The following is a 19,974-nucleotide window of genomic DNA, read 5'->3' on the forward strand; positions in this document are numbered from 1 at the left end:
CAAGGTGATCACGGTGCCGGCGGTGGTGGCCGACGTCTTTCGGGTCATGCCAGTCCATCGGGTCGAAGGTCGCGTTCGGGTGCGGTAGTTGGCGGCCGATGGAAAGGGCGGACAAGTGATCAGGGCCCGGTGCTCCCGAAGCTTTGCCGAGCCACGCGAAAGCCGCTGTTCCGAGGTGACAGGCGCCTCGCGGGGAGACATTGAACCGGAGGGCGGTGTGATCGAGGAGGCCAATACCGCGCAGCTCAGATCACCGGCGCGATTCATCGTGCTGGTCTTTGCGTTGTCGGTGCCGTTCTGGCTGGCCGGCGCCGCAGCGGGGCGATTGTGGCAGCAGTTGCCCGTCAGCGCGTTGATGGCCTGCTGTCCGGTGCTGGCGGCGGTGATTCTCACCCGCCGCGAAGGACCCGCGGCGGTTGGGCGCCTGCTGGGGCGAGCCGGGGACTGGCGCGTGATCCCGAATCTACGGTGGTATGCGCCCATTGTCATGCCGGCGCCGGCCGTCATGGCTGCCTCCTACCTCGCGCTGGTGGGGCTGGGTCGGCCGCTGCCGGGGCTGCGGATCTCGGCGCTGGAGGTGGCGGTGCTGGCGGCGGTGTTCGTCCTCGGCGCCGCGGCCGAGGAGCTGGGCTGGACGGCGTATGCCACCGATCCGCTGTACAGGCGCTGGGGCCTGGCGGCCGCCGGAGTCGCGTTGGGACTGGTGTGGGGGCTCTGGCACCTCATCCCTTATCTGCAGGCCGGGCACGGCCCGGTCTGGATCGCAGGGCAGTGTGTGCTCACCGTGGCGCTGCGGGTGATCATCGTGTGGCTGTATGTCAGCACGGGCAGCGTGTTCGCCGCGATCGTCTGTCACGCCTGTGCCAACCTCGCCTGGACGCTGTTTCCCGATCACGGCTCGCACTACGACCCGCTCATCACCGGCGCCATCGCTTCTGCCGTAGCCGCTGTGATGCTGGTCGGCCGGGCCGTCGGGGCGCGGCGCAGGCGGTGATGCGCAGGATCTCTCCGGGACGATCCCCGGCTTGGCCATCGGCCGGATGTTGTCCTGGGTCTTTGGGGTTCGGGAGATCTTCCGAGGGCGATCGTCGGGCTCGGCGGCGAGGAGAAGAGCCTGCTGCAGGCCTGGTCCCTGCGCGGCTCGCCCTACTTCTTCCCGACCGCTGACGTCTTGGTCTTCGCTACCGGCGTCCTGCCGGCCACCGAGGCCGCGCGCCTCCATCTGATCGGGGGCGTCGGGCCCGCGCTGGACGGCCTCGGCATGGGCCTGGACGAGACCGTCGACCTCATCGCCGCCGGTCGCCTTTCGCGTACTGATCAGCTGCTGAGCGTCCGTTCAGATGGTGAGCGTCCGTTCAGATGGTGACCGTCCGTCCGAAGAGGCGTCGTACCCCCGCCGCGATCCAGATCGTGGCCAGCCCGGTGTAGGTGCTCAGCATCACGCCGGACATCGAGGCCAGGGCCGCCGACACGGCGATGACGAGTGCCAGCAGGCCCGCCCAGCCGTACAGCACGACCCGTCCGAGCGGTGAGCCGGTGTGCACTGTCTCCTGGACGGGGGTGATCAGCGCCATGGCCGCCGCGCCCGTCGCGCCGACCACCTCCTGGGAGGACGTCACGCCCAGCGCGATCAGCGTCGCGCCCGCGGTCAGGAGGAGGCAGCACAGGCGGGCCGCGCGGACCTCCGCGCGTTCGAAGAGCAGCCGGGTGTCCTTGGCGCGGGCCAGGCGCAGGGTGGTGAACGCCTCGACGGTCCAGGCCACCCAGTGCAACAGCGCGACGAGCAGGAGGACGATGATGAGCATCGGCGCCGCGGGCAGCAGCAGTACCACCCACCATCTGCCGAAGAATCTGCCGCGCAACCGGTCCAGCGCCCGGTAGAGGGGGTTGCGCCGCTTCAGCGCCGTCAGCAGGAGGTCTCGCGCCGCGCCGAAGCCGGGATCGAGGCGGAGCACCTCGCGGAAGGCGCGGGCGGCGTGGCCGGGGTCGCCGAAGTCCAGTGCCACCCGCCCGTACGCCAGGTGGGCCAGTGCGTTCTCCGGGTCCAGCCGTACGGCCTGCGCGGCGGCAGCCTGAGCCTGGGCGGCCTCGCCGAGTGCGGTGAGGGCGAGCGCCAGCAGACCGGCCGGCTCGGCGTCCTGCGGGTCGAGGGCCAGGCCACGGCGGGATGCGTCCGCCGCCTCGGCCCACTGCCGCGCCCGCAGGTGTGCCCGGGACAGGAAACTCCAGATCGGCGCATAGTCGGGTTTGATGGCCAGGGCGGCGTGGAGGGCGGCGATCGCGTCGCCGGGCCGTCCCGCCATCAGGTGGATCTGACCGGCCACGTAGTGCGGGAACCACTGGTCCGGCGCGAGCCGTACCGCTTCGCGCGCCTCGGCGACCGCCTCGGACGACCTGCGCTGCTCGGCCAGGGCGATGCCCAGCAGGGCGTGCACCTCGGCGTGCTCCGGGTCCCGGGTGAGCACCCCGCGCAGTTCCCGCTCGGCCTCCGCGGGGCGGCGCAACCTCAGCAGCGTCCGTGCCCGCTCGATCAGGGTGTCGGTGGTCACCGGATGTCCTTGATCCAGGGCGTCAGTTCGTCCCAGGCCCCGGAGTCGTTGGCGTGCAGCACGTAGTTGCGCGCGGTGGCCAGCCATTCCCGTACGGCGCTCGGCCTGGCGTTGCGGGCCGCGGCCAGCAGATCCTGCGTCGTCAGGGGGACGAGGCGGCCCGCGCTGATCGACTGCTGGAGCTTGGCCTCCACCGCCCGGTCGACCACGCCTTTCAGATCCGCGCCGGCGAACTGGTCGGTGGCCCGCGCGACCGCGTCGAAGTCCATCTCGGTCAGGGGTTTGTCGCGGCAGAGGATGCGCAGGATGGCGGCCCGTGCCGCGACGTCGGGCGGGGGCACGAACACCAGCTGGTCGAACCGGCCGGGGCGGCGGAAGGCCGCGTCGACGTACCAGGGGGCGTTGGTGGCCGCCAGCACCAGCACCCCTTCGTTGGCGCGTTCGTCCACGCCGTCGAGTTCGGCCAGGAACTGGTTGACCAGCTGGCGGTTGTGCGCCTGGCGCATGTCGGCGCGGCGGGCGGCCAGTGCGTCGACCTCGTCGAAGAACAACACGCACGGCCGGTTACGGCGGGCCAGGTTGAACGTGGCCCGCAGGTTGCGCTCGCTCGAACCGATGTACATGTCCAGGATGTCGGCCAGGCCGACGTCGATGAACGACGCGCCGAGCTCGCCGGCGGCGGCCCTGGCCAGATGGGTCTTGCCCGCTCCCGGCGGGCCGTACATCATCACCCCGCCACCGGCTCGCTTGCCGAACGCGGCGAACAGCTCCGGCTGCTGTACGGGGAGCAGGAGCTTGATCCGCAGCGCTTCCTTGACCGCGTCCATCCCCGCCACGTCGGCGAAGGTGACGCGGGAGCGCACCGCTTCCACGCCGGTCTGGCCGGACGACACCGGTGCGGCGTAGGCCGGGACGTCCGCGACGGGCTGCGGCGGTTCCAGCCGTACGGCCAGATCGGGGTCGGACACCGCCGGGTCGCGGGAGACCGCGTCCCGGTAGCGCCGGGCCGCGCCGACCGCGTCACCCTCGCCGAGCAGCGCCCTGGCTGCGATCACTCCCAGCCGCGGGGGGTAGCCGGGCACGGCCAGGAACGGTTCGAGCGCCGACAGCGCGGCGCCGTGGGAGCTCTGCCGTACGAAAGCCTCCGCCAGTCCGGCCACGATGTCCGGATCACCGGGGGCCAGCCGGAGCGCGGCGCGGTATTCGGTCTCGGCCTCGGAGAGGTATCCCCCGGCCAGGAGCTGCTCGGCGAGATGCCGCCGGAGGGGGAGGTTCTCCGGGGAGAGGCGCGCCGCTTCGCGAAGCGCCCGGAGCCCAGCGTCGTCGAGCACGTACCCGGTCCCTTCTCCCGAAGGACGGTCGATCCCAGACCGCCGATCCCAGACCAGTAAGGCTATCTAAATCACCACATCGTGGGATCAGTAGCTCCGTGCGCGACCCCGGTCCCCGGCCGTCGGGGCGGTCGTGCTCGGGGTGATCTCGCGGTCAGGTCTTGTCCTGGTCGGAGTCAGCGGAGAAGACGATGGCGCCCACGTAGCCCTCGCCCTCCTCGGTGACCTTCATGAGCATGCTCGGCTGGTGGATGTTGTCGCCGTCCCCGTGACCTGGGCGCCACGGAGATAGCGCTTGTCGTCGACCGGGGTGAGGTCGCCCATGTCGCCCATGTCGCCGGGTCGAGCATGGCCAGGAAGGCGTGGGCCGGGTTGCCGTCGTAGGCGGGCATGAGGTCGGCGACCTGGGCGCTGCCGTAGCGGAACTCGGTGCGCGCGCCTCCCGGCTCCACGATCGTGACGCCGATGCCGAACGGGGCCACCTCTTGGGCGACCGCCTCGGCGAACCCCTCGATTCCCCACTTGGTGGCGTGGTAGAGCGAGTTGCCGGGGAAGGCGACCTGGCCGCCGTAGGAGGAGATCTGGATGATCCGGCCGCCGCCCTGCGCGCGCAGGTGCGGCAGCGCGGCGCGGATCAGCTGGATCGAGCCGGTCAGGTTGGTGGCGATGATGTGGTCGACCTGGGCATCCGACAGCTCCTCGGCGGCGCCGAACAGGCCGTAACCGGCGTTGCTGACGACCACGTCGATCCGTCCCGATGCGGTGAACGCGCGCTCGACGACCGCGCGGACGGCGGCGGTGTCGGTGACGTCCAGCACTTCGGAGCGGAAGGCGTCCGGGTGTTGATCGGCCAGGTCGGCGACCTTGCCGGTGTCGCGGACGGTGCCCACGACGCGCTCGCCCCGCCGGAGCAGCTGCTCGGTGAGCTCGCGGCCGAAACCGCTGCTGACGCCAGCGACTCGACCCGGTCGGCGCCGATGATCTGCTTCTGCACCGCCAGCCCTCGCTCGTGGCGGGTCTCGGGGCTGGTGGTGGACTGGCCGGGCAGCGGCAGCTGGACGCCGCGCCCGGTCAGGACGTCGTTGGTGACGTGCAGGAAGTCGAAGACCTCGACCAGCTCGGGGTCGGTGCGCGCGAGCGTCGAGACGTGATCGCCGAACAGCTCGTCGTGGTGGCGGCGTGCCGCGTCACTGACGGCCATGTCTGCTCCTGTCGCTTGTCGGGATCGCGGTCATGGCCGGATGAGCACCTTGACCGAGGTCCGCTCGTTCATCGCCCGGTAACCGCCGGGCGTCTGCTCCAGGCCGATCGTCTGGTCGAACACCCGGCCCGGCTCCACCGCGCCCTCCAGCACGCCGGGCAGCAGGTCGTCGATGTAGGCGCGAACCGGGGCGGGGCCGCCGGTCAGCGTGATGTTCGGGCCGAACAGGCTGCCGAATCCGATCGGCGCCTCCTCGTACTGGGGTACCCCGACCCGGCTGATCACGCCGCCGGGGCGGACGATGCCGAACGCGGTGTCATAGGCGTCGCGGTAACCGACCGCCTCCAGCACCGCGTGCACCCCCTGCCCGCCGGTCAGCTCCCGAACCTTCTCCACGCCCTCGGCGCCACGCTCGGGCACCACGTCGGTGGCGCCGTAGTCGACGCCGAGCTTGGTCCGGTCGTCGTGGCGGCCCATCAGGATGATCCGCTCAGCACCCAATTGGCGGGCCGACAACACCGCCATCAGCCCGACCGCACCGTCCCCGATCACCGCGACCGTCGTGCGCGAGGTGAGGCGGGCCTGCTTGGCGGCGTGGTAGCCGGTGCCGTACACGTCCGCCAGGGTCAGCAGCGACGGCAGCAGCTCGGACTCCTCGCCGACGGGCAGCTTGACCAGGGTGCCGGCCGCCTGTGGGACGCGGATCGCCTCGGCCTGGGCCCCGCCGACGTCGCCGGCGGCCCAGAAGCCGCCGTTGCGGCAGGAGGTGTGCAGGCCCTCGCGGCACAGGTCGCAGGTGTTGTCGGAGTAGGCGAACGGCGCCACCACCAGGTCACCGCGCCGCAGCCCGGACACCTCCGCGCCAAGATCTTCGATGACGCCGAGGAACTCGTGTCCCATCGGCGTGCCCTGCTGCGAGGCCGGCAGGTTGTGGTACGGGTGCAGGTCGCTGCCGCAGATGCACGAGCGCACGATGCGGACGATCGCGTCGGTGGGCCGTTGCAGGACCGGGTCCGGCACCGTCTCCACGCGTACGTCACCGGCGCCGTACAGGAAAGTAGCTCGCATCGAAAAATGTCCGTTCTTGTCTTCGTCGTCGGGCCTACCCGGGGCCGGTCGATCGGCCGGCCTGGGCCAGGTCCGTTACCGGTAAATCCGTGTGGCACCGCAGCGGTCGTGCGGCTGTCGCGGCAGGTGGTCACCCGCCCCGAGGCGAGCGGCACCGCGGCCGCCAGGATTGCGGCCGGGCATGGGCGGCGCTGGCCGCGTCGCCGGGTTGGGCCGGTTCGCCGCATGCGCCCATCCCTGCCCCGATGCCACGTTGTCCCTGGTCAAGCCCTATTCAACCGGCTCGTGCCGGCCTGCGGCAGGGTCTGCTGTTACAGGTAATGGCAGGGCCTCCCAACGAGGTTTACCGGCCATCATGCGGCCGGAGCCGGCCAGTGCCGCGGGGGGCCTGGTCAGCTCTGGTCCGGGGCCGCCTGCTGGACCTCGGCGAGGTCCTGGGTGGCCGCCCAGCTGGCGAGCATCTTCAGGCCGTCGGCGGTGGGGGTGCCAGGGGCGGCGGTGTAGACGTTGAGGGTCAGGCCGGGCTCGGAGGGCAGCTCCATCGACTCGAAGTTCAGGTCGAGCTGGCCGATCACCGGGTGGCGCAGCCGTTTCCTGCCGCTGCGGTGGTACTGCACGTCGTGGGAGGCCCAGCGTTGCCGGAAGAGCTCGCTGCGCGTGGACAGCTCGCCGATCAGCTCGATCAGCGCCCGGTCGTGCGGGTTGCGGCCGGCCTCCAGGCGGAGCATGGCGGCGGCGTCGTTGGCGATCCGGTCCCAGTCGACGAAGAAGTCGCGCGCGGCCTCATTGAGGTAGAGGAAGCGGGTGGTGTTGGCCGGGCGGCGCGGATCGGCCAGCACGGGCGCGTACAGGGCGCGGGCCAGGCGGTTCATCGCGACGATGTCGTGGCGGCCGTTGCGCACCCAGGCCGGGGCGTCGGTGATGGCGTCCAGCACCTGCTGGATCACCGGCCGCACCGTGGTCGGCGTCGCGCGGCGGCGGCGCGGGCCCTGGCCCGGGCCGGCGGCCCGGGCCAGGGCGAACAGGTGCTCGCGCTCGGCCTCGTCCAGTTGCAGGGCGCGGGCCAGGGCGTCCAGCACGCTGTCGGAGGCGCCGGACAGGTTTCCACGCTCCATCCGGACGTAGTAGTCGATGGAGACGCCGGCGAGCATCGCGACCTCTTCACGCCGTAGTCCCTTGACCCGGCGGTTGCCGCCGTAGGCGGGCAGCCCCGCCTGCTCCGGAGTGATGCGGGCCCGGCGTGAGCTGAGGAACTCGCGGACCTGGGCACGGTGGTCGATCTGGCTCATAACCCCAGGGTAGGCAGGGTGGCGGCGGTGAAGGAGGTAAGGCCAGTACCCCGAACGAGCGTCCCTCCCTCATCCGGCCGGAGTGACATTGACTGGGAGCATTCCATCCGCCCCTTTCAGGGAAAGCAGCATGCGAACCAACCCCGCCGGCGCCGCGAAACAGGCTGCGGCACGCCCGAACGCGATCCTGGCGATCATTCTGATCAGCTATTTCATGATCCTGCTCGACAACTCGGTCATCTTCACCGCCCTGCCGAGCATCCGCGCCGATCTGGAGCTGAGCCCGGGCGTGTTGTCCTGGGTGCAGGACGCCTACACGCTCGTCTTCGGTGGTCTGCTTCTGCTCGGCGCCCGCGCCGGTGACCTCCTGGGCCGGCGGCGGCTGTTCGCCGCCGGTCTGGCGATCTTTGGCGTCGCCTCGCTGCTGATCGGGCTCGCGCCGACCGGCTGGTGGATCGTGGCCGCTCGTGCTCTGCAGGGCATCGGGGCCGCCATTGTCGCGCCGACCTCGCTGGCTCTGATCACCGCGCACTTTCGAGGTCGTGAACGCGCCCGCGCCGTCGCCTGGTACGGCGCCACCGCCGGTATCGGGGCCAGCCTCGGCCTGCTGGTCGGCGGCGCCCTGGCCGCCTGGATCTCCTGGCGGGCCGCCTTCCTGGTCAACGTGCCGATCGCCGTCGCGATGATCGTGGCCGCCCGGCGCGTCCTGGCCGAGACTGGGCGCGGCCGGGGCCGGTTCGACGCCCTGGGCGCCGTGTACGCGACGCTCGGCATGGGCGCCGTCGTCTTCGGGATCGTCTCCGCCGCCGAGTACGGGTGGACGGCCCCGGCGGCCCTGGCCGGGCTCGCCACCGGCGTGCTGCTGCTGGCCGCGCTGGTCCGCCACGAAGCGCGGGCCGAGCAGCCGATCATGCCGCTGAGGCTGTTTAGGGACCGTGAACGCAGCGGCGCCTATGCCGCACGGATGCTCTACATGGGCGCGATGCTCGGGTTTTTCTACTTCACCACCCAGTACCTGCAGGATGCGCTCGGCTTCGATCCGCTGCAGGCCGGTCTGGGCTTCCTGCCGATGACCGTGGTCAACTTCGCCGTCGCGATGGCCGTCCCGCGGCTGTCCGACCGGCTGCCCCATGCGGCGCTGCTGACGGCAGGAGTCGCGGTCACCACCGCCGGGATGGCCTGGCTGAGCCAGGTGGGTGCCGGCGGCGGCTATCTGACGGCGGTCGCGCTGCCGATGCTGCTCATCGGTGTCGGCCAGGGCCTCGCGTTCGCCCCCCTGACCAGCGCCGGGATCGCCCGCGTGGAGTCCGCCGACGCCGGCGCCGCCTCCGGTCTGGTCAACACCGCGCACCAGCTGGGCATGGCCCTCGGGCTGGGGATCCTCATCGCCGCCGCAGCCTCCGCCGCACCCCCCGGTGGTACTGCGAGTGGGGCGGCCGCCGTCGCCGCGCACGTCAGCGCCGCGCTCACCGGCTCCACCGTCCTGCTCGTCCTGGCACTGCTTGTCGTCCTGCTCGTCGTCGTCCCCGCCAGGCGGACCCCGGCGGCCGTGCCCGTCACCTCGATCAACGACAGCGAACGCGAGGAGGTGACCGCATGAACACCGCTGGCGCACCCCGCCGTCCCGGCGCTGCGATGGCCGCCCGCCCGAACCGGCGCGGTTTCCTGCGCGTGACCGCGCTGGCGGTCGCCGCCGGCGCCGCCTTGACAGGCTGCAGCGCCCCGCCCTCCCAGGGCAACGCGGGCACGCGCCCCGCCCCGGCCCAGCCTCCCGCCGGGACCGGGCCGCGACCGCGTGTCCTGCTGGCCTACTTCTCCCGCGCCGGCGAGAACTACCACTACGGCGGCCGCAAGCACCTGCAGGTCGGCAACACCGAGGTGCTGGCCGGCCTGATCAGCGCGCGCATCGCCTGCGACGTGCACCGCATCCAGGCCGCCGACCCCTACCCCGACGACTACGACGACACCAGAGCACGCAACGTGCGCGAGCAGGACAGCGACGCCCGCCCCGCCCTCGCCGGCCCCGTCCCGGCCATCGACGGCTACGACGTCATCCTGCTGGGCAGCGGCATCTGGAACGTGCGCCCACCCATGATCATGCGCACCTTCGCCGACAGCCTCGACTTCACCGGCAAGACCGTCCTGCCCGTCGTCACCTACGCCGTCAGCGGGATGGGCGCCGCGCCCGAGGAGTACGCGGCCGCCTGCCCCGGTGCCACGATCGGCGACGGGCTCGCCGTCCGCGGTGAACAGGTCCGGCAGGCGAGCGCCGCCGTCCAGTCCTGGCTACGGCGCGTCGGCCTGCGCTGACCACCCGACCCATCGCCCCGCACCGCCAGCACCACAAGGAGCATCCTGATGAACGCCACCGTCCACGCCTACGGAGTCACCGAAGCCGGCCAGCCGCTGCGGCCGGTCGCCATCGAGCGCCGCGATGTCGGCCCGCACGACATCAAGCTCGACATCCAGTACTGCGGCATCTGCCACTCCGACATCCACTTCGCCCGCGGCGACTTCGGCCCGCTGCCCGTCAGCCCGCTCGTGCCGGGTCACGAGATCATCGGCACCGTCACCGAGGTCGGCAGCGAGGTGACCAAGCACCAGGTCGGCGACCGCGTCGGCATCGGCTGCATGGTCAACTCCTGCCGCGAATGCGCCAACTGCCGGCAAGGCGAAGAACAGTACTGCCTGCTCACAGCTCCTGGAGCAGGCGCGGCGCCGGGAAACAGCACGCAGCCCGGAGCCGGTGGCATCACAAAGCGCGCCCGTGGTCAGCGGGTGCCGGGGTGCCATGATGTGGCCGGTGTGTCGGCTTGTCACTCAGCCCTCCCTGACGGCCACCGGTACCTGGGACAAGCCCCAGCCGTGCTTGACCGCAAGTGACACCAGCACGGCAGGCAACCGGTTGACGCGGGCGGCGGCACCGGGCCCGCCGATGCCGATCGTGATGCTCACCTCAGTGCTCTGGCAAGCGGCGTGGCGGCGCTCGGCCGCAATGTGGACAGCAGGGTGGATCCGGCCGCGCAGACGCGTCGCTTCGGCCGGGCCGGCCACGCGGCCACGCGGTGCAGGCCGCTGATCGTGAGGAAACATCGGCCGGGATCAGAACCCCGGCCCACAAGATGGAAGCAGCGTCAGGATGCCAGGTCGACCTCGGTGAAGTCGACCTCCTTCAGCAGGGGGTCGAACGGATCCGGCCGATGACGTAGCTCGTCGGTGGCGTACGTGCCGAAGCGGCGGATGTGAGCCCGCAGGTACGGCGAGATCGCTCCGAGCTCGTCGGCGGTGATGGGCCAGCCCTCAGCGATGAGGGTGCGCACCACGTCCATCAGGTCCAGGGCGTTATGGAAGATCACCAGGTTCGCCAGCAGGGTGTTCATCTTGATGAGCTTTTCCTGCTCGTCGGGGTCGTTGTCGGCGATCACCCCGTTGTTGCCGAAGGAGAGCCACTGGGAGAACGCGTTGTAGGACTCGACCTTGTTGGTCGCCGCTGTCACCCGCGAGCGCAGCGCCGGATCGGCGAGGTAGCGCAGCAGCGCCACCGTGCGCACGCTGCGGCCGACCTCCCGGAACGCCTTGTAGATGCGGTTCTTGCGGGAGTTGGAGCGCAGCCGCCGCATCAAGGTTGCCGAGCTCAGCCGGTTTTCGCTGGTCGAACCCGAAGAGCGTGGCCAGGGCGAACACCGGGAACGACTGGCCTTGCGTATCCGCATGCACCACCGAGGGCTGGACGTCGGACTCGTTGGCCAAAAGGCCCTCGATCGGGTGAACGGCCTCCCATACCCCGCACGGGATGAACCGGGAGAACAAGGCCACGTAGGTGTCGGCGACGTAGTGGTAGGCGATGCCGCCCACCCCGCCGTAGCGGATCGAGGTCTCCGCCAGCAGGTTGTCGATGTAGGTCTCCACGTGCGTGCCGTCGGCGGCCACCGCGGTCCCGTCACCCCACGCCTTGACCACGTCGAGTTCGGCGAAGGCGTTGACCGCCGAGGCGATGGCGGCGTTCAGCTTGGTGATGGTGGTGTGCCGGTTGCGGACCATCGACAGCTCCCGCGCCGAGATTCCGGACAGGTGCTTGGCCGCCTCATACGGGCCCAGGTTGATGCCGCCGGTGAAGATCGCCAATGCGTACCGGAACAACGGGTCGGAGATCTTCGGGTCCGGTCCCGAGGCCGGCCCGAAGTGGTGGTGCCAGCCCAGCCAGTGCGCGGTGCGCGCCACGATTCCCAGCAGCGAGCGCTCGGGCATGCGCCGCTCGATCGCCGCGGCCAGGTTCTCGGCGGCCTTCAGCGTCTCCTGGCCGCGCCGCCGCTTGACGGTCGGGGTGCCGTCCTCGGCGATGACCAGATCGGTGTTGTCGGCATACCCGGCGTCCAGCCGCGCGGCCGCGGCCAGGTGCGCCCCGCGCAGCTGAGCGACGAACCCGGCCGCCGTATCCGGCAGGCCCACCTGCGCGCAAAAACCCTCCAGCAGCGGCTCGCATTCGGACCAGGGCAGCAGGTTGGCGCTCCAGTCGGCGTACTCGCCCGCGCCGGCCACCGCGATGTCGCCGGTGCGCAGGTCCTCAGCCAGGTAGGCAAAGACCATCGCCTCGAAATGCCGGCGCGCCACCATGCCCGGGCGGCGCCGGTCGGTGATGGCGCGCCGCCAGCTGCCGGAGGCGAACATGATCCCCGACTCCGGATCGCCGGCCGCATCGACCGGTGGCGGCAACGGGATGAAGTCGCGCCGCAAGCCCTCATGAGCGCACGCGTGCTCCAGCACCACCAGCACCGAGTCGTCTTGCGAGGTGGCCTTGAGCTCCAGCTTCGCGACCAGGTCGAACATCACGGACCGGTCCTTGGCGAAGAACCGGTGCGCCAGCACCTCGTAGTTGTCGCCGTGGAAGGCCGCCACCGCCTCGATGTCGGCCAGCTGCGCGCCGAAGCCGCCGGCCTGCTGGACCGCGGCCACCGCCCGCTCCACCCCTCCGGCGGCCTCGGGGCCGTCGGGGTCCAGGTGCTCCAGCACGGTGCGGTAGGTGCCGACCAGTTTCTCGCTGACCGTGCGCTGGCGCTCGCGGATGTCCTCCAGCGCAGCCCGGGCCCGCTTCAGGTTGCCCGCCACCCGCTCGCACAGCATCTCCGCCAGGTCGTCGCGGGCCCGCATCCGCGCGGTGTGCGTCAAGCACGCCAGCAGCGCCAGAGCCTTGACCGGATCGTAACGCGACAGGGTGTCGGCGTCCTGGGCGTCGGCCTCCCCGGCGAAATCAGCGATCTTCGACGGCGCGATGCCCTCCAGCCAGGCCCCGGTGTCCCCGAGGGCGTCGATCTCGTCCAGATAGTCGGCCTGCTTGCGAAAGCGTGTCCAGCTCGCCCTCCAGGCACCGCCCGCGGTCGTCGCCCGGATGCTCGGCCATCACCACGTCCACATCACCGCACTGGCCGCGGAAGCTGGAAGCCCGTGGTCCCACTACGCCCCTACCGACCACGGAAAGTAACCGCAGGCGTTGTGTCAGGGAGAATACCGACTACTCGATTAGCGGCCTCCACCAGATCTGCCCCCCATAGTCAGGATGCCCAGGGCCGACACGTCACGGCCGGGCCGCTCAAAGCGCCCGGCAACGGAGGAGGACGTCACACGGCTCATCCCACCAGGATCGGCGAACACCTTATGTGCTCAATACATCACTCTTCGTATTTACCCCAGCCCTGCTGGATCTGCCGCTGCGCGTCGGCACCCCGGACGGCACGACGACGCACGATCCCCGCTGACCGCGAGGGAGGCGGTTCCCGAGGGGCCCTTCACCCCGGATGGGGATTGCTGCACCTCCTGCGCCGTCCTTGCGCGTACGCGAGGCTCCTCCCCGACCGGCTGGCTTCCCGGAGGGGGCGATCGCTTACCAAGTACGCCGGAACGGGCTAATAACGCTGGTCACAGGCTCGGAAGGCTGCTGGACCGCCGGGTGCCCAGCAGCGCCCTCGTGGACCGTTCGGTCGAACACCTGGTGCTGGCGACGGACCTACGTGCTGTCGTGGCGGAGGTTGGGCACCGTGGCGGGAAGGTCGAGCAGATCGATGATTTCGGCCAGGGCGGCGTGCATGTTCGTGAGCCGGAGCTGCCCGTGGCCGATCATCCGTGCGGCGCGCACCAGGCCGGCGATTCCGGCCGCGTCGATGAAGTCCAGGCGGGTGCAGTCGATGACGAGGTCGCGGTCCGGGCGGGCCGCCTGGCTGAGGGCGGTCACCAGGAGATCGCAGGTGGTCAGGTCCAGCTCGCCGATGAGGTGCACGGTGTGCGGGTGCTCGTGATCCCGGCGCGCCTCAAACGGCGTTGAGGGGCGCGGTGATGTCGATGCCATCGTGGGTGATGTCGAATTGGTGGGACTGCGGGATGTGACGGCTGGCCCGGGTCTTCAAGACCGTCAGCGCCCGCCCGACGTGGGTCTCGTTGCGCAGGTACTGCAGCAAGATCACATTGTCGGACAGGTGGGAGACGCCGCGCTCCGACAGCCGGGTGTGGCCGTACAGCTCGGCCGATTCGTAGGTGAGCAGGACACTGATGCCCGCCCGGGAGCAATGGTTGAGCAGCGCGTAGATGAACTCCCGAAACCGCTTCTCATCAGGGCAGGCGGCCGCCAGATCGCCGAGGCTGTCGATCACCAGCCGATAGGCGCCGGCCGATTGGATGGTCTCCAGCAGGTCGTAGTACCACTGGTCGATGTAGACGTCGTTGGGTGAGTCGCAGCGCAGCACGGCGGCCCGCTCCTTGACGTCCCAGCCGAATCCGCTGATCATCCGCTCAAGCTGAACGCGGTTTTCCTGCAGCGAGGCGAAGACGCCGGGCTCGCCCAGGCGCGCCCCGCCGTAGATGAACTGCAGTCCCATCACCGTCTTGCCCGAGCCCGAGGGGCCGATCACCAAGGTGGCCGAGCCGGGCCAGTAGCCGTCGCCGACCAGCTCATCCAACGCGGCGATGCCCGAGGTCGCCCGCCGTTGGCTCAGCTCATACGGTCCCGCGTCGATGTCGCTGAGCCGCGGGAAGACCTTGATGCCGGTAGCTTCGATGCGATAGGCGTGCGCGCCGGAGCGAAAGTCGCTGCCGCGCAGCTTCAGCACCCGCAGGGCACGGCTGTCGCGCTGGCCGGCGTCTTCGGTGGCCAGCAGCACGGCGGCGTCGGCGATGGCGAACTCCGGGCAGCCCTCCAGCTCATCGCGCCGGTATTCGCCCAGCCACAGCGCCATCGTGCCGGTGGCGGCCAAGTGACCGGCCAACTGGTGGATGAAGCCTTCGAACTCCCGCTCGCCGACCGCCCGGTGGCGCAGCGCCCGGAAGCTGTCGATGATCAGAAGCGAGCACGGCTGCCGCTCGACCCGGCTGCCGATGTGGCTGAGCACGCCATTCAGGCCGTGGTCGTCGAGCTGGCCGCCGAGGTCTTCGAACAACACCGAGTGGCCGACGCGGTCGGGGTCGAAAAACGACAGGGCTTCGCCGAAGTACAAGATCTTGCTCAGGGGTTCGGCGACGGTGCTGAGGTAGATGGCGGGCCGTTGCTCGGTGCCGTTGGTGAAGGCGTACTGCTGGGCCAGGACGGTCTTGCCGCTGCCCGGCAGGCCCGCGATGAGGGCGATGGACGGGTTGATCAGACCGCCGTTGAGGATCGCATCGAGTGGGGCCTGCCCGCTTGTCAGTCGTCGCTCAGGCATGAGGCGCACCTGAGGCGGCGCCGGTGGCGGACGGTTCGGTCAGCAGCCGCACCGCGGCCAGCACCTCCAGCGGATGCACCGGTTTGCGCAGGAACCGGCTGGCTTGCAGGTTCTCCGGCGGTGCAAGGATCGACATGGCCAGGACCGGAACTCCGGCTCGGGTGAGGTCCTCGCACAGCTGGAGGGTCAGCCCGTGGGAGGTCATCAGGTCGACGATGGCCAGCCGCGGGGGGCTCACCGAGGCGGCGTGGCCGGCTTGGGCCGATCCCGCCACCAGCGTTGGGTAGCCTTCGGCCTCCAGGAAGGAGGACAACGATCGGCCGGCGAACCGGTCGCCGTCAACGAGCAGGAGCGCAGGCGGGGCTGCAGCACCCGCTGCCGGGCGTGCGCGCACGGGCATCCGCAGATGGACCATCGTGCCCTTCTCCTCGCGCCGGCCCGGCCGGATGGTGACCTCATCGGCCAGGGCCAAGACGATCCGCAGGCCAATCCCGCGCGCGTCGATCCCGCCGACTTCGAAAACGCCCTGATCGCACACGGTGATCCACACACCTTGGTCGGTGTCCTCCCACCGCACGTAGATCGCATCGGTGGCGCTGTGCTCCAGCGCGTTGGCCGACAACTCGTGGGTGACCAGCACGATCCGCTGCCGTTCCCGGTCGGCGGCTCCCGCCTCCTCGGCCAGGCGGGTGACGAAGGCCCGGATGTCGGCCAATACCTCAGGACTCACCGGAAACAAGTACTCGACCGGCTCACTGGACCCCGAGCCAGGCAGTAAAGCCATCATTGGGCCTCCCTTCGGCCCCCGCTCTCACGATAGCCCCGAGTGCCATCACCACACCAGAGCGTTACCAAGGGGGAGGGGAAGGGGTTCCTGCGGCCTGCTGCCGAACGGTCCGCGAGGCCGAATCGGCGAGGAAACCCGTGGGGAGGCGTCGATCTGGGAGGACGCCGCCGGATGACCCGGCAGGTCTTTGCGTGGCCGTCGTGAGCAGATCACCGCCAGCACCTTGGCCACGTCGGCGGCCGCGGCCGGGCGGGGCAGGGCTTTCGGGACCTTGACGGTGTCGATGCGGTCCATCGGGTTGGCGGCCAGGAGGTCGTGCCGGACGGCCCACTTGGTGAAGGAGGCGATCGCGGCGCGCTTGCGCTTGCGGCCGGCCGGCGACAGCTCGGCGAGCCCGGCCAGGTAGGCGCGGACCGGCGCGGCGGTCACGGGGTTGGGGAGCCTACGGACAGCCGTTGGCGGTACCCATGAGTAACTTAGCTGGACGGTCCGGCAGGGCCCTCGGTCGGGATGAGTACGCGCGGACCTGGCCGGCCGGGAAGGAGTCCAGTCAGCGCGGTTCGGATGGCGGCTCGGCCCACTCCATGCGTGCGAGCGAGAGCCGCGCCGCCGTGCGCACCGCGCTCGCCGACCTGCTGCCCGACCAGCCTGCCTGAGCACACCGATCACCCCAGTGGCAGCTCACCGTAGCTATACCCACTGATCAACTGAAGGTCATTTCCGGCCGGGGTCAGCCTCAGTTCAGGCACCGGCCTCGAGCACGGCCAGGTCGCGTACCGCATAACGGTGATGCTCGGCCTCTTCCTTCAGCACCACCTTGAGGCAGCGGCGCACGACGTATTCCTGGTCGGGATACGGGTCTGCCGGCTTGCGAGCGCATACCCGATCGAGCTTGGCCTCGGTGAGCCCGTCGACGACACGCCGCATGGCGGCCATGCGGGCGAGCCGCGGCGCGAGCACCTCCTCGAGCGTCGGGGCGGCTTCGAGGGCGAGACCAAGCTTCGCCATCGCCTCGGGCGACATCCAGGCGCCGCACAGGCCCAACGGATGGTACGGCGCTTCCTCCTCCAGCACGGCATTGCCGAGCCAGGCATCACCGGCGAACAGCAGGTGCCGTTGGGTCTGGACCAACGACCACTCGCCGTTGACCTGCTCATGCAGCTTGGCCTCGGGCAACAGCCTGGCGCGGTCGAGCGTCGCCGCCCACAGCGTCTCGATGGCATCCCAAGCAGCCCGGTAGTCGTCGGGGGAGGCGGCCTCCCGCGCCAGCACCCGCGTGGGGTGCTGGCGGTCGAGCTCGGCCTCGACGTAGGCGGTCACGTCGACGTCGTTGACGACGAGACGCTCGAAGCTGCCACCGAGGTAGACGTCGCTGCCATAGCAGTCGACGATCTTCAGGTCACTGACCTCGCAATCGCGGATCTCCAGACCGGCAAGGTCGCACAGGTGGATGCGGGCACCACGGAACTGGTCACTTTGGGCGTACTCAGCAGCCATTGAGGCAGTATCGCGCACCCGTCCCTCCCGTGCCACGTTTGGCAACCAAAGGTAACGAAAGTGATCATCAAGCCGTCAAATGCGATCCTTACCCCTGGCCAGAGGCTACTTCGTTGGAAATTTCTTCATTGCTACCGGGACCCCTGGAAAGCCCAGTGTTCAGGTGAACTGAAGGTTCCTCAGGATGAACCGAAGGGTCTTCAGGCTCTATATGGGTCGTGGACCCTTGGGTTCGTCCCGACCGGTGGAGTCTTGCTCCTCGACCATGGTGACGAGGAGAGCGCGGGCGTTCTCGGCGTAGCAGATGGCGGTCTTGGGATCGAGGCCGAAGACCGCAGCGAGGTGGAGCGGGTCAGGGCCGCTGACGAGGGCTTCTTCGAGTTGCCGGTCGACGCGGAGGCGTTCGAGGGTCGCGGCCTGGACGGCGGCGAGCATGAGGACCAGGCGGGCGGCCGGGGTGGTGGCGGCCTCGGTCGCCTGGTCGACGTCGTCTTGGTCGAGTCGCTGGGCGAGCCGGTAGGGGTGCTGGCCGACGCGGATGCCCCGGGTGGGGTCGCGGAAGACTTTCCCGGTCTTCTTGGCGAAGGCGAACAGGGAGCGCAGCGAGACCAGCAGGTTGGCGCGGCGGGAGCCGGTGAGGGCGTCCAAGGCGGCCAAGACATCATCACCGGTGACTTCCCGGAGATGGTCATAGCGCTGTGACCAGGTGTCGGCGTACGACTTCAAGTGCAGAGCCAGGTACAAGTAAACGTGCAGAGATGCGCGAGCGTGTCGACGCGGTGATGGGCTGAGCAGCCGGAAGCGGGGTTCGGAGTGAATCGGAACGCGGTCCGTTACCGCCGGATCCCGTTCCGATTCACTCCGAACCCCGCATCGAGGAGTCGTGCTCTGGTCCGAGGAGAAGGTCGCGGAGCAGGTCCGGGTCGTCGAGGGCGTCGGCCGGGAGGCTCCGGTACGCCTCGGCGGTGATCGTGCGGCCGCGGGCGGTGTATCGGAACGGGGTCGCGCCGCTGGCGTGCCAGGTGTCGCGATGGGCGAGGTCGACCTTGGCGTAGGCGGTGTCCATGACGATGCCGATCTGTTGCCCGTCGCGGCGTAGTGACCAGCCGCCGAAGAAGGGGGCGAGGTCGAGGATGTGTTCGGCGACGGTGCGCGAGCCGGTCACCTGGCGGCTGTCGTGGTGTAGCGGTCGAGGTGGGTGCGGTATGCGTCGCACAGTTCGTCGAGCCGGTCGGCGCCCAGGGCCAGCGGTACGCCGTAGAAGCCGGCGAGCAGGCCGGTCACGGCCGCCTCGCGGTCGGGCGAGGGCGGCAGATGGCGGCGGAACAGGTCGGCCTGCGGGGTCAGTGCGACCTCGAGGGCACGCAGGTCGTCGAAGACGAGCAGCCGTTCGGCGGCGCTGATGTCCAGCACGGCGCAGATACCGCCGCCGCGGGCGACCTCGGCGGTGATCTCGAACCACATGCGGGGGCCGGAGATGATGGAGCGGGCTGTCTCGTCGAAGAACTGGCGGATGAAGTCGACGCCGTCCGCCGCCTCGTCGATGGCCAAGACGGTGCCGATGCGCCACATGCAGATGTGGTAGGCCAGCAGCTCGGTCTTGGATGCGTAGTGCGCGAAGAACGTCGGCTCCGACACCTCGGCTGCCGCCGCCAGTTCCCGTACCGGGATGTCGGCGAAGGGGGTGTGTTCGACGCGTTCGCGCAGAGCCTGCCAGATCCCTACGCGCAGGCGGGCCCGTTTGCGCTCCCGCAGGGGCAGGGCTGCGAACCGGTCGGCGGGTGTGCTCACGGCAGCGGCAGAGCGTCGATGACAGCGGCGGCGAGGCCGGCCGATGAGGCCGGGTTCTGTCCGGTGAGCAGGCGGCCGTCGCGGCGCACCGTCGGAGTGAACGGCTCACCGACCTCGACCACGGCGCCGAGTGTCTTGAGCCGCTGCTCCAGCGAGAAGGGCAGCGCGGCGCTCGCGCCGGCCAGCACCTCCTCGGCGTCGCTGAACCCGGTCACGGTCCGCCCCGCCACCAGGGGGTCCCCGGTCGGGGTGGTCGCGCCGAGCAGTCCGGCAACGCCGTGGCAGACGGCGGCCACGACGCCGGTAGGGCCGATGGTGCTGACGATCCGGGCAAGGGACTCATCAGTGGGGAAGTCCCACATGGTGCCGTGTCCGCCGACCAGGAACACCGCGTCGTAGTCGGCCGGATCAACCGATGTCAGCGGCGCGCTGCTGGTGAGCAGAGCCTCGAGGGCGGGGTCGATGGCGGGGTCGGTGGTGCTGGCCGGATCGACCGGCGGCCGCCCGCCGCGCACCGAGGCGAGGTCGACTGCCAGCCCCGCCTCCCGGAAGGCGCGCAAGGGAACTGCCAGTTCCTCCAGCCAGAACCCGGTAGGCCGGCCGGTGGTACCGAACGTGTCGTGAGAGGTGAGGACCATGAGAACCGATTGCGTCATGGATTGAGTATGCACAAAAAATTTATTAGACACAAGTTTCATGGTTGACCTTATGGAGGGCTCTGGCGGGCCAGCGCTCCGGCGAGGTGGCGTTGACGGCCTGGCCGTTCGATTGCCGCG

The 19,974-nt window shown here is 70.2% G+C and carries 21 protein-coding genes and 1 pseudogene; 7 read left to right on the forward strand and 15 right to left on the reverse strand.

Annotated features, from left to right (window positions below; all coding sequences use genetic code 11):
* The first annotated feature begins 217 nt into the window (after nt 1–217).
* Nucleotides 218–994, forward strand: coding sequence for a CPBP family intramembrane glutamic endopeptidase (locus Pta02_RS37435; protein ID WP_203879768.1), 777 nt, complete (start codon nt 218–220; stop codon nt 992–994).
* Between the two features lie 361 nt (nt 995–1,355).
* Here the strand turns inward: Pta02_RS37435 and Pta02_RS37440 are convergent, their stop codons facing one another.
* From Pta02_RS37440 to Pta02_RS37450, 3 genes are all read right to left on the reverse strand, one after another.
* A complete protein-coding gene (locus tag Pta02_RS37440; RefSeq protein WP_203879769.1) occupies nt 1,356–2,549 on the reverse strand; it encodes a tetratricopeptide repeat protein in 1,194 nt (397 codons plus the stop codon).
* A complete protein-coding gene (locus tag Pta02_RS37445; protein WP_203879770.1) occupies nt 2,546–3,880 on the reverse strand; it encodes an ATP-binding protein in 1,335 nt (444 codons plus the stop codon). The genes Pta02_RS37440 and Pta02_RS37445 overlap by 4 nt, the downstream gene beginning before the upstream one ends.
* A gap of 176 nt (nt 3,881–4,056) precedes the next feature.
* Nucleotides 4,057–4,794, reverse strand: coding sequence for an SDR family oxidoreductase (locus tag Pta02_RS37450; RefSeq protein WP_203879787.1), 738 nt, complete (start codon nt 4,792–4,794; stop codon nt 4,057–4,059).
* Between Pta02_RS37450 and Pta02_RS37455 the strand changes: the two genes are divergently transcribed.
* The gene (locus Pta02_RS37455; RefSeq protein WP_203879771.1) at nt 4,720–5,031 is read left to right on the forward strand and encodes a hypothetical protein; all 312 of its coding nucleotides are present in this window, start codon (nt 4,720–4,722) and stop codon (nt 5,029–5,031) included. The genes Pta02_RS37450 and Pta02_RS37455 overlap by 75 nt on opposite strands.
* Before the next feature lie 80 nt (nt 5,032–5,111).
* Here Pta02_RS37455 and Pta02_RS37460 read toward each other — a convergent pair whose 3' ends face one another.
* Together Pta02_RS37460 and Pta02_RS37465 are read right to left on the reverse strand one after the other, a co-directional pair.
* Entirely contained in the window at nt 5,112–6,149 is a 1,038-nt protein-coding gene (locus tag Pta02_RS37460; protein ID WP_203879772.1) for a zinc-binding dehydrogenase, read from the reverse strand.
* A gap of 392 nt (nt 6,150–6,541) precedes the next feature.
* Nucleotides 6,542–7,429 carry a helix-turn-helix transcriptional regulator gene (locus Pta02_RS37465; protein WP_203879788.1) on the reverse strand — a complete coding sequence of 296 codons (888 nt, stop codon included), beginning with the start codon at nt 7,427–7,429 and terminating at the stop codon, nt 6,542–6,544.
* Between the two features lie 139 nt (nt 7,430–7,568).
* Here Pta02_RS37465 and Pta02_RS37470 point away from each other — a divergent pair, with 139 nt between their 5' ends.
* The 3 genes from Pta02_RS37470 to Pta02_RS42120 are packed head-to-tail and all read left to right on the forward strand — an operon-like array spanning nt 7,569 to nt 10,321.
* Complete coding sequence (locus tag Pta02_RS37470; RefSeq protein WP_203879773.1) at nt 7,569–9,038, forward strand: MFS transporter; 1,470 nt, start codon at nt 7,569–7,571, stop codon at nt 9,036–9,038.
* Nucleotides 9,035–9,748 (forward strand): flavodoxin, encoded by a 714-nt coding sequence (locus Pta02_RS37475; RefSeq protein WP_203879774.1) that lies wholly within the window; start codon nt 9,035–9,037, stop codon nt 9,746–9,748. Before Pta02_RS37470 ends, Pta02_RS37475 begins: the two co-directional genes overlap by 4 nt.
* Before the next feature lie 48 nt (nt 9,749–9,796).
* Nucleotides 9,797–10,321, forward strand: coding sequence for an alcohol dehydrogenase catalytic domain-containing protein (locus Pta02_RS42120; protein WP_203879775.1), 525 nt, complete (start codon nt 9,797–9,799; stop codon nt 10,319–10,321).
* Nucleotides 10,322–10,572: 251 nt separating this feature from the next.
* On the opposite strand, the pseudogene Pta02_RS42225 reads toward Pta02_RS42120, so the two are convergent.
* Nucleotides 10,573–12,763, reverse strand: a pseudogene (locus Pta02_RS42225) (Tn3 family transposase); the annotation flags it as partial.
* 7 nt (nt 12,764–12,770) lie between these two features.
* Here Pta02_RS42225 and Pta02_RS37490 point away from each other — a divergent pair.
* Nucleotides 12,771–12,917 carry a hypothetical protein gene (locus tag Pta02_RS37490; protein WP_203879776.1) on the forward strand — a complete coding sequence of 49 codons (147 nt, stop codon included), beginning with the start codon at nt 12,771–12,773 and terminating at the stop codon, nt 12,915–12,917.
* Between the two features lie 522 nt (nt 12,918–13,439).
* Here the strand turns inward: Pta02_RS37490 and Pta02_RS37495 are convergent.
* The 4 genes from Pta02_RS37495 to Pta02_RS37510 are packed head-to-tail and all read right to left on the reverse strand — an operon-like array spanning nt 13,440 to nt 16,339.
* Entirely contained in the window at nt 13,440–13,778 is a 339-nt protein-coding gene (locus tag Pta02_RS37495) for an STAS domain-containing protein (protein ID WP_275423650.1), read from the reverse strand.
* Complete coding sequence (locus Pta02_RS37500; protein WP_203879778.1) at nt 13,741–15,123, reverse strand: ATPase domain-containing protein; 1,383 nt, start codon at nt 15,121–15,123, stop codon at nt 13,741–13,743. The genes Pta02_RS37495 and Pta02_RS37500 overlap by 38 nt, the downstream gene beginning before the upstream one ends.
* Entirely contained in the window at nt 15,116–15,910 is a 795-nt protein-coding gene (locus Pta02_RS37505; protein ID WP_203879779.1) for an ATP-binding protein, read from the reverse strand. The genes Pta02_RS37500 and Pta02_RS37505 overlap by 8 nt, the downstream gene beginning before the upstream one ends.
* A gap of 45 nt (nt 15,911–15,955) precedes the next feature.
* Entirely contained in the window at nt 15,956–16,339 is a 384-nt protein-coding gene (locus tag Pta02_RS37510; RefSeq protein WP_203879780.1) for a site-specific integrase, read from the reverse strand.
* A gap of 38 nt (nt 16,340–16,377) precedes the next feature.
* Between Pta02_RS37510 and Pta02_RS37515 the strand changes: the two genes are divergently transcribed.
* Nucleotides 16,378–16,566, forward strand: a complete 189-nt coding sequence (locus Pta02_RS37515; protein WP_203879781.1) for a hypothetical protein — start codon at nt 16,378–16,380, stop codon at nt 16,564–16,566.
* An 85-nt stretch (nt 16,567–16,651) separates the two neighbouring features.
* On the opposite strand, the gene Pta02_RS37520 is transcribed toward Pta02_RS37515, so the two are convergent.
* From Pta02_RS37520 to Pta02_RS37540, 5 genes are all read right to left on the reverse strand, one after another.
* Nucleotides 16,652–17,407, reverse strand: coding sequence for a DinB family protein (locus Pta02_RS37520; RefSeq protein WP_203879782.1), 756 nt, complete (start codon nt 17,405–17,407; stop codon nt 16,652–16,654).
* A 207-nt stretch (nt 17,408–17,614) separates the two neighbouring features.
* Entirely contained in the window at nt 17,615–18,055 is a 441-nt protein-coding gene (locus Pta02_RS37525; RefSeq protein WP_203879783.1) for a site-specific integrase, read from the reverse strand.
* Between the two features lie 208 nt (nt 18,056–18,263).
* Nucleotides 18,264–18,572 carry a TfoX/Sxy family protein gene (locus tag Pta02_RS37530; protein WP_203879784.1) on the reverse strand — a complete coding sequence of 103 codons (309 nt, stop codon included), beginning with the start codon at nt 18,570–18,572 and terminating at the stop codon, nt 18,264–18,266.
* Nucleotides 18,569–19,198 (reverse strand): TetR/AcrR family transcriptional regulator, encoded by a 630-nt coding sequence (locus Pta02_RS37535; protein WP_203879785.1) that lies wholly within the window; start codon nt 19,196–19,198, stop codon nt 18,569–18,571. Before Pta02_RS37535 ends, Pta02_RS37530 begins: the two co-directional genes overlap by 4 nt.
* The gene (locus Pta02_RS37540; RefSeq protein ID WP_203879786.1) at nt 19,195–19,854 is read right to left on the reverse strand and encodes a type 1 glutamine amidotransferase domain-containing protein; all 660 of its coding nucleotides are present in this window, start codon (nt 19,852–19,854) and stop codon (nt 19,195–19,197) included. Before Pta02_RS37540 ends, Pta02_RS37535 begins: the two co-directional genes overlap by 4 nt.
* Nucleotides 19,855–19,974 lie beyond the last annotated feature (120 nt).

The organism is Paraplanobispora takensis (assembly GCF_016863195.1).
In the GTDB taxonomy this organism is placed as follows: Bacteria; Actinomycetota; Actinomycetes; order Streptosporangiales; family Streptosporangiaceae; genus Planobispora; species Planobispora takensis.

Coding starts and splice junctions, on each gene's coding strand:
- Pta02_RS37460 (WP_203879772.1), bottom strand. CDS start 6,149: ATGCGAGCTACTTTCCTGTACGGCGCCGGTGACGTACGCGTGGAGACG.
- Pta02_RS37470 (WP_203879773.1), top strand. CDS start 7,569: ATGCGAACCAACCCCGCCGGCGCCGCGAAACAGGCTGCGGCACGCCCG.
- Pta02_RS37475 (WP_203879774.1), top strand. CDS start 9,035: ATGAACACCGCTGGCGCACCCCGCCGTCCCGGCGCTGCGATGGCCGCC.
- Pta02_RS42120 (WP_203879775.1), top strand. CDS start 9,797: ATGAACGCCACCGTCCACGCCTACGGAGTCACCGAAGCCGGCCAGCCG.
- Pta02_RS37495 (WP_275423650.1), bottom strand. CDS start 13,778: ATGGCATCGACATCACCGCGCCCCTCAACGCCGTTTGAGGCGCGCCGG.
- Pta02_RS37500 (WP_203879778.1), bottom strand. CDS start 15,123: ATGCCTGAGCGACGACTGACAAGCGGGCAGGCCCCACTCGATGCGATC.
- Pta02_RS37505 (WP_203879779.1), bottom strand. CDS start 15,910: ATGATGGCTTTACTGCCTGGCTCGGGGTCCAGTGAGCCGGTCGAGTAC.
- Pta02_RS37515 (WP_203879781.1), top strand. CDS start 16,378: ATGAGTAACTTAGCTGGACGGTCCGGCAGGGCCCTCGGTCGGGATGAG.
- Pta02_RS37520 (WP_203879782.1), bottom strand. CDS start 17,407: ATGGCTGCTGAGTACGCCCAAAGTGACCAGTTCCGTGGTGCCCGCATC.
- Pta02_RS37540 (WP_203879786.1), bottom strand. CDS start 19,854: ATGACGCAATCGGTTCTCATGGTCCTCACCTCTCACGACACGTTCGGT.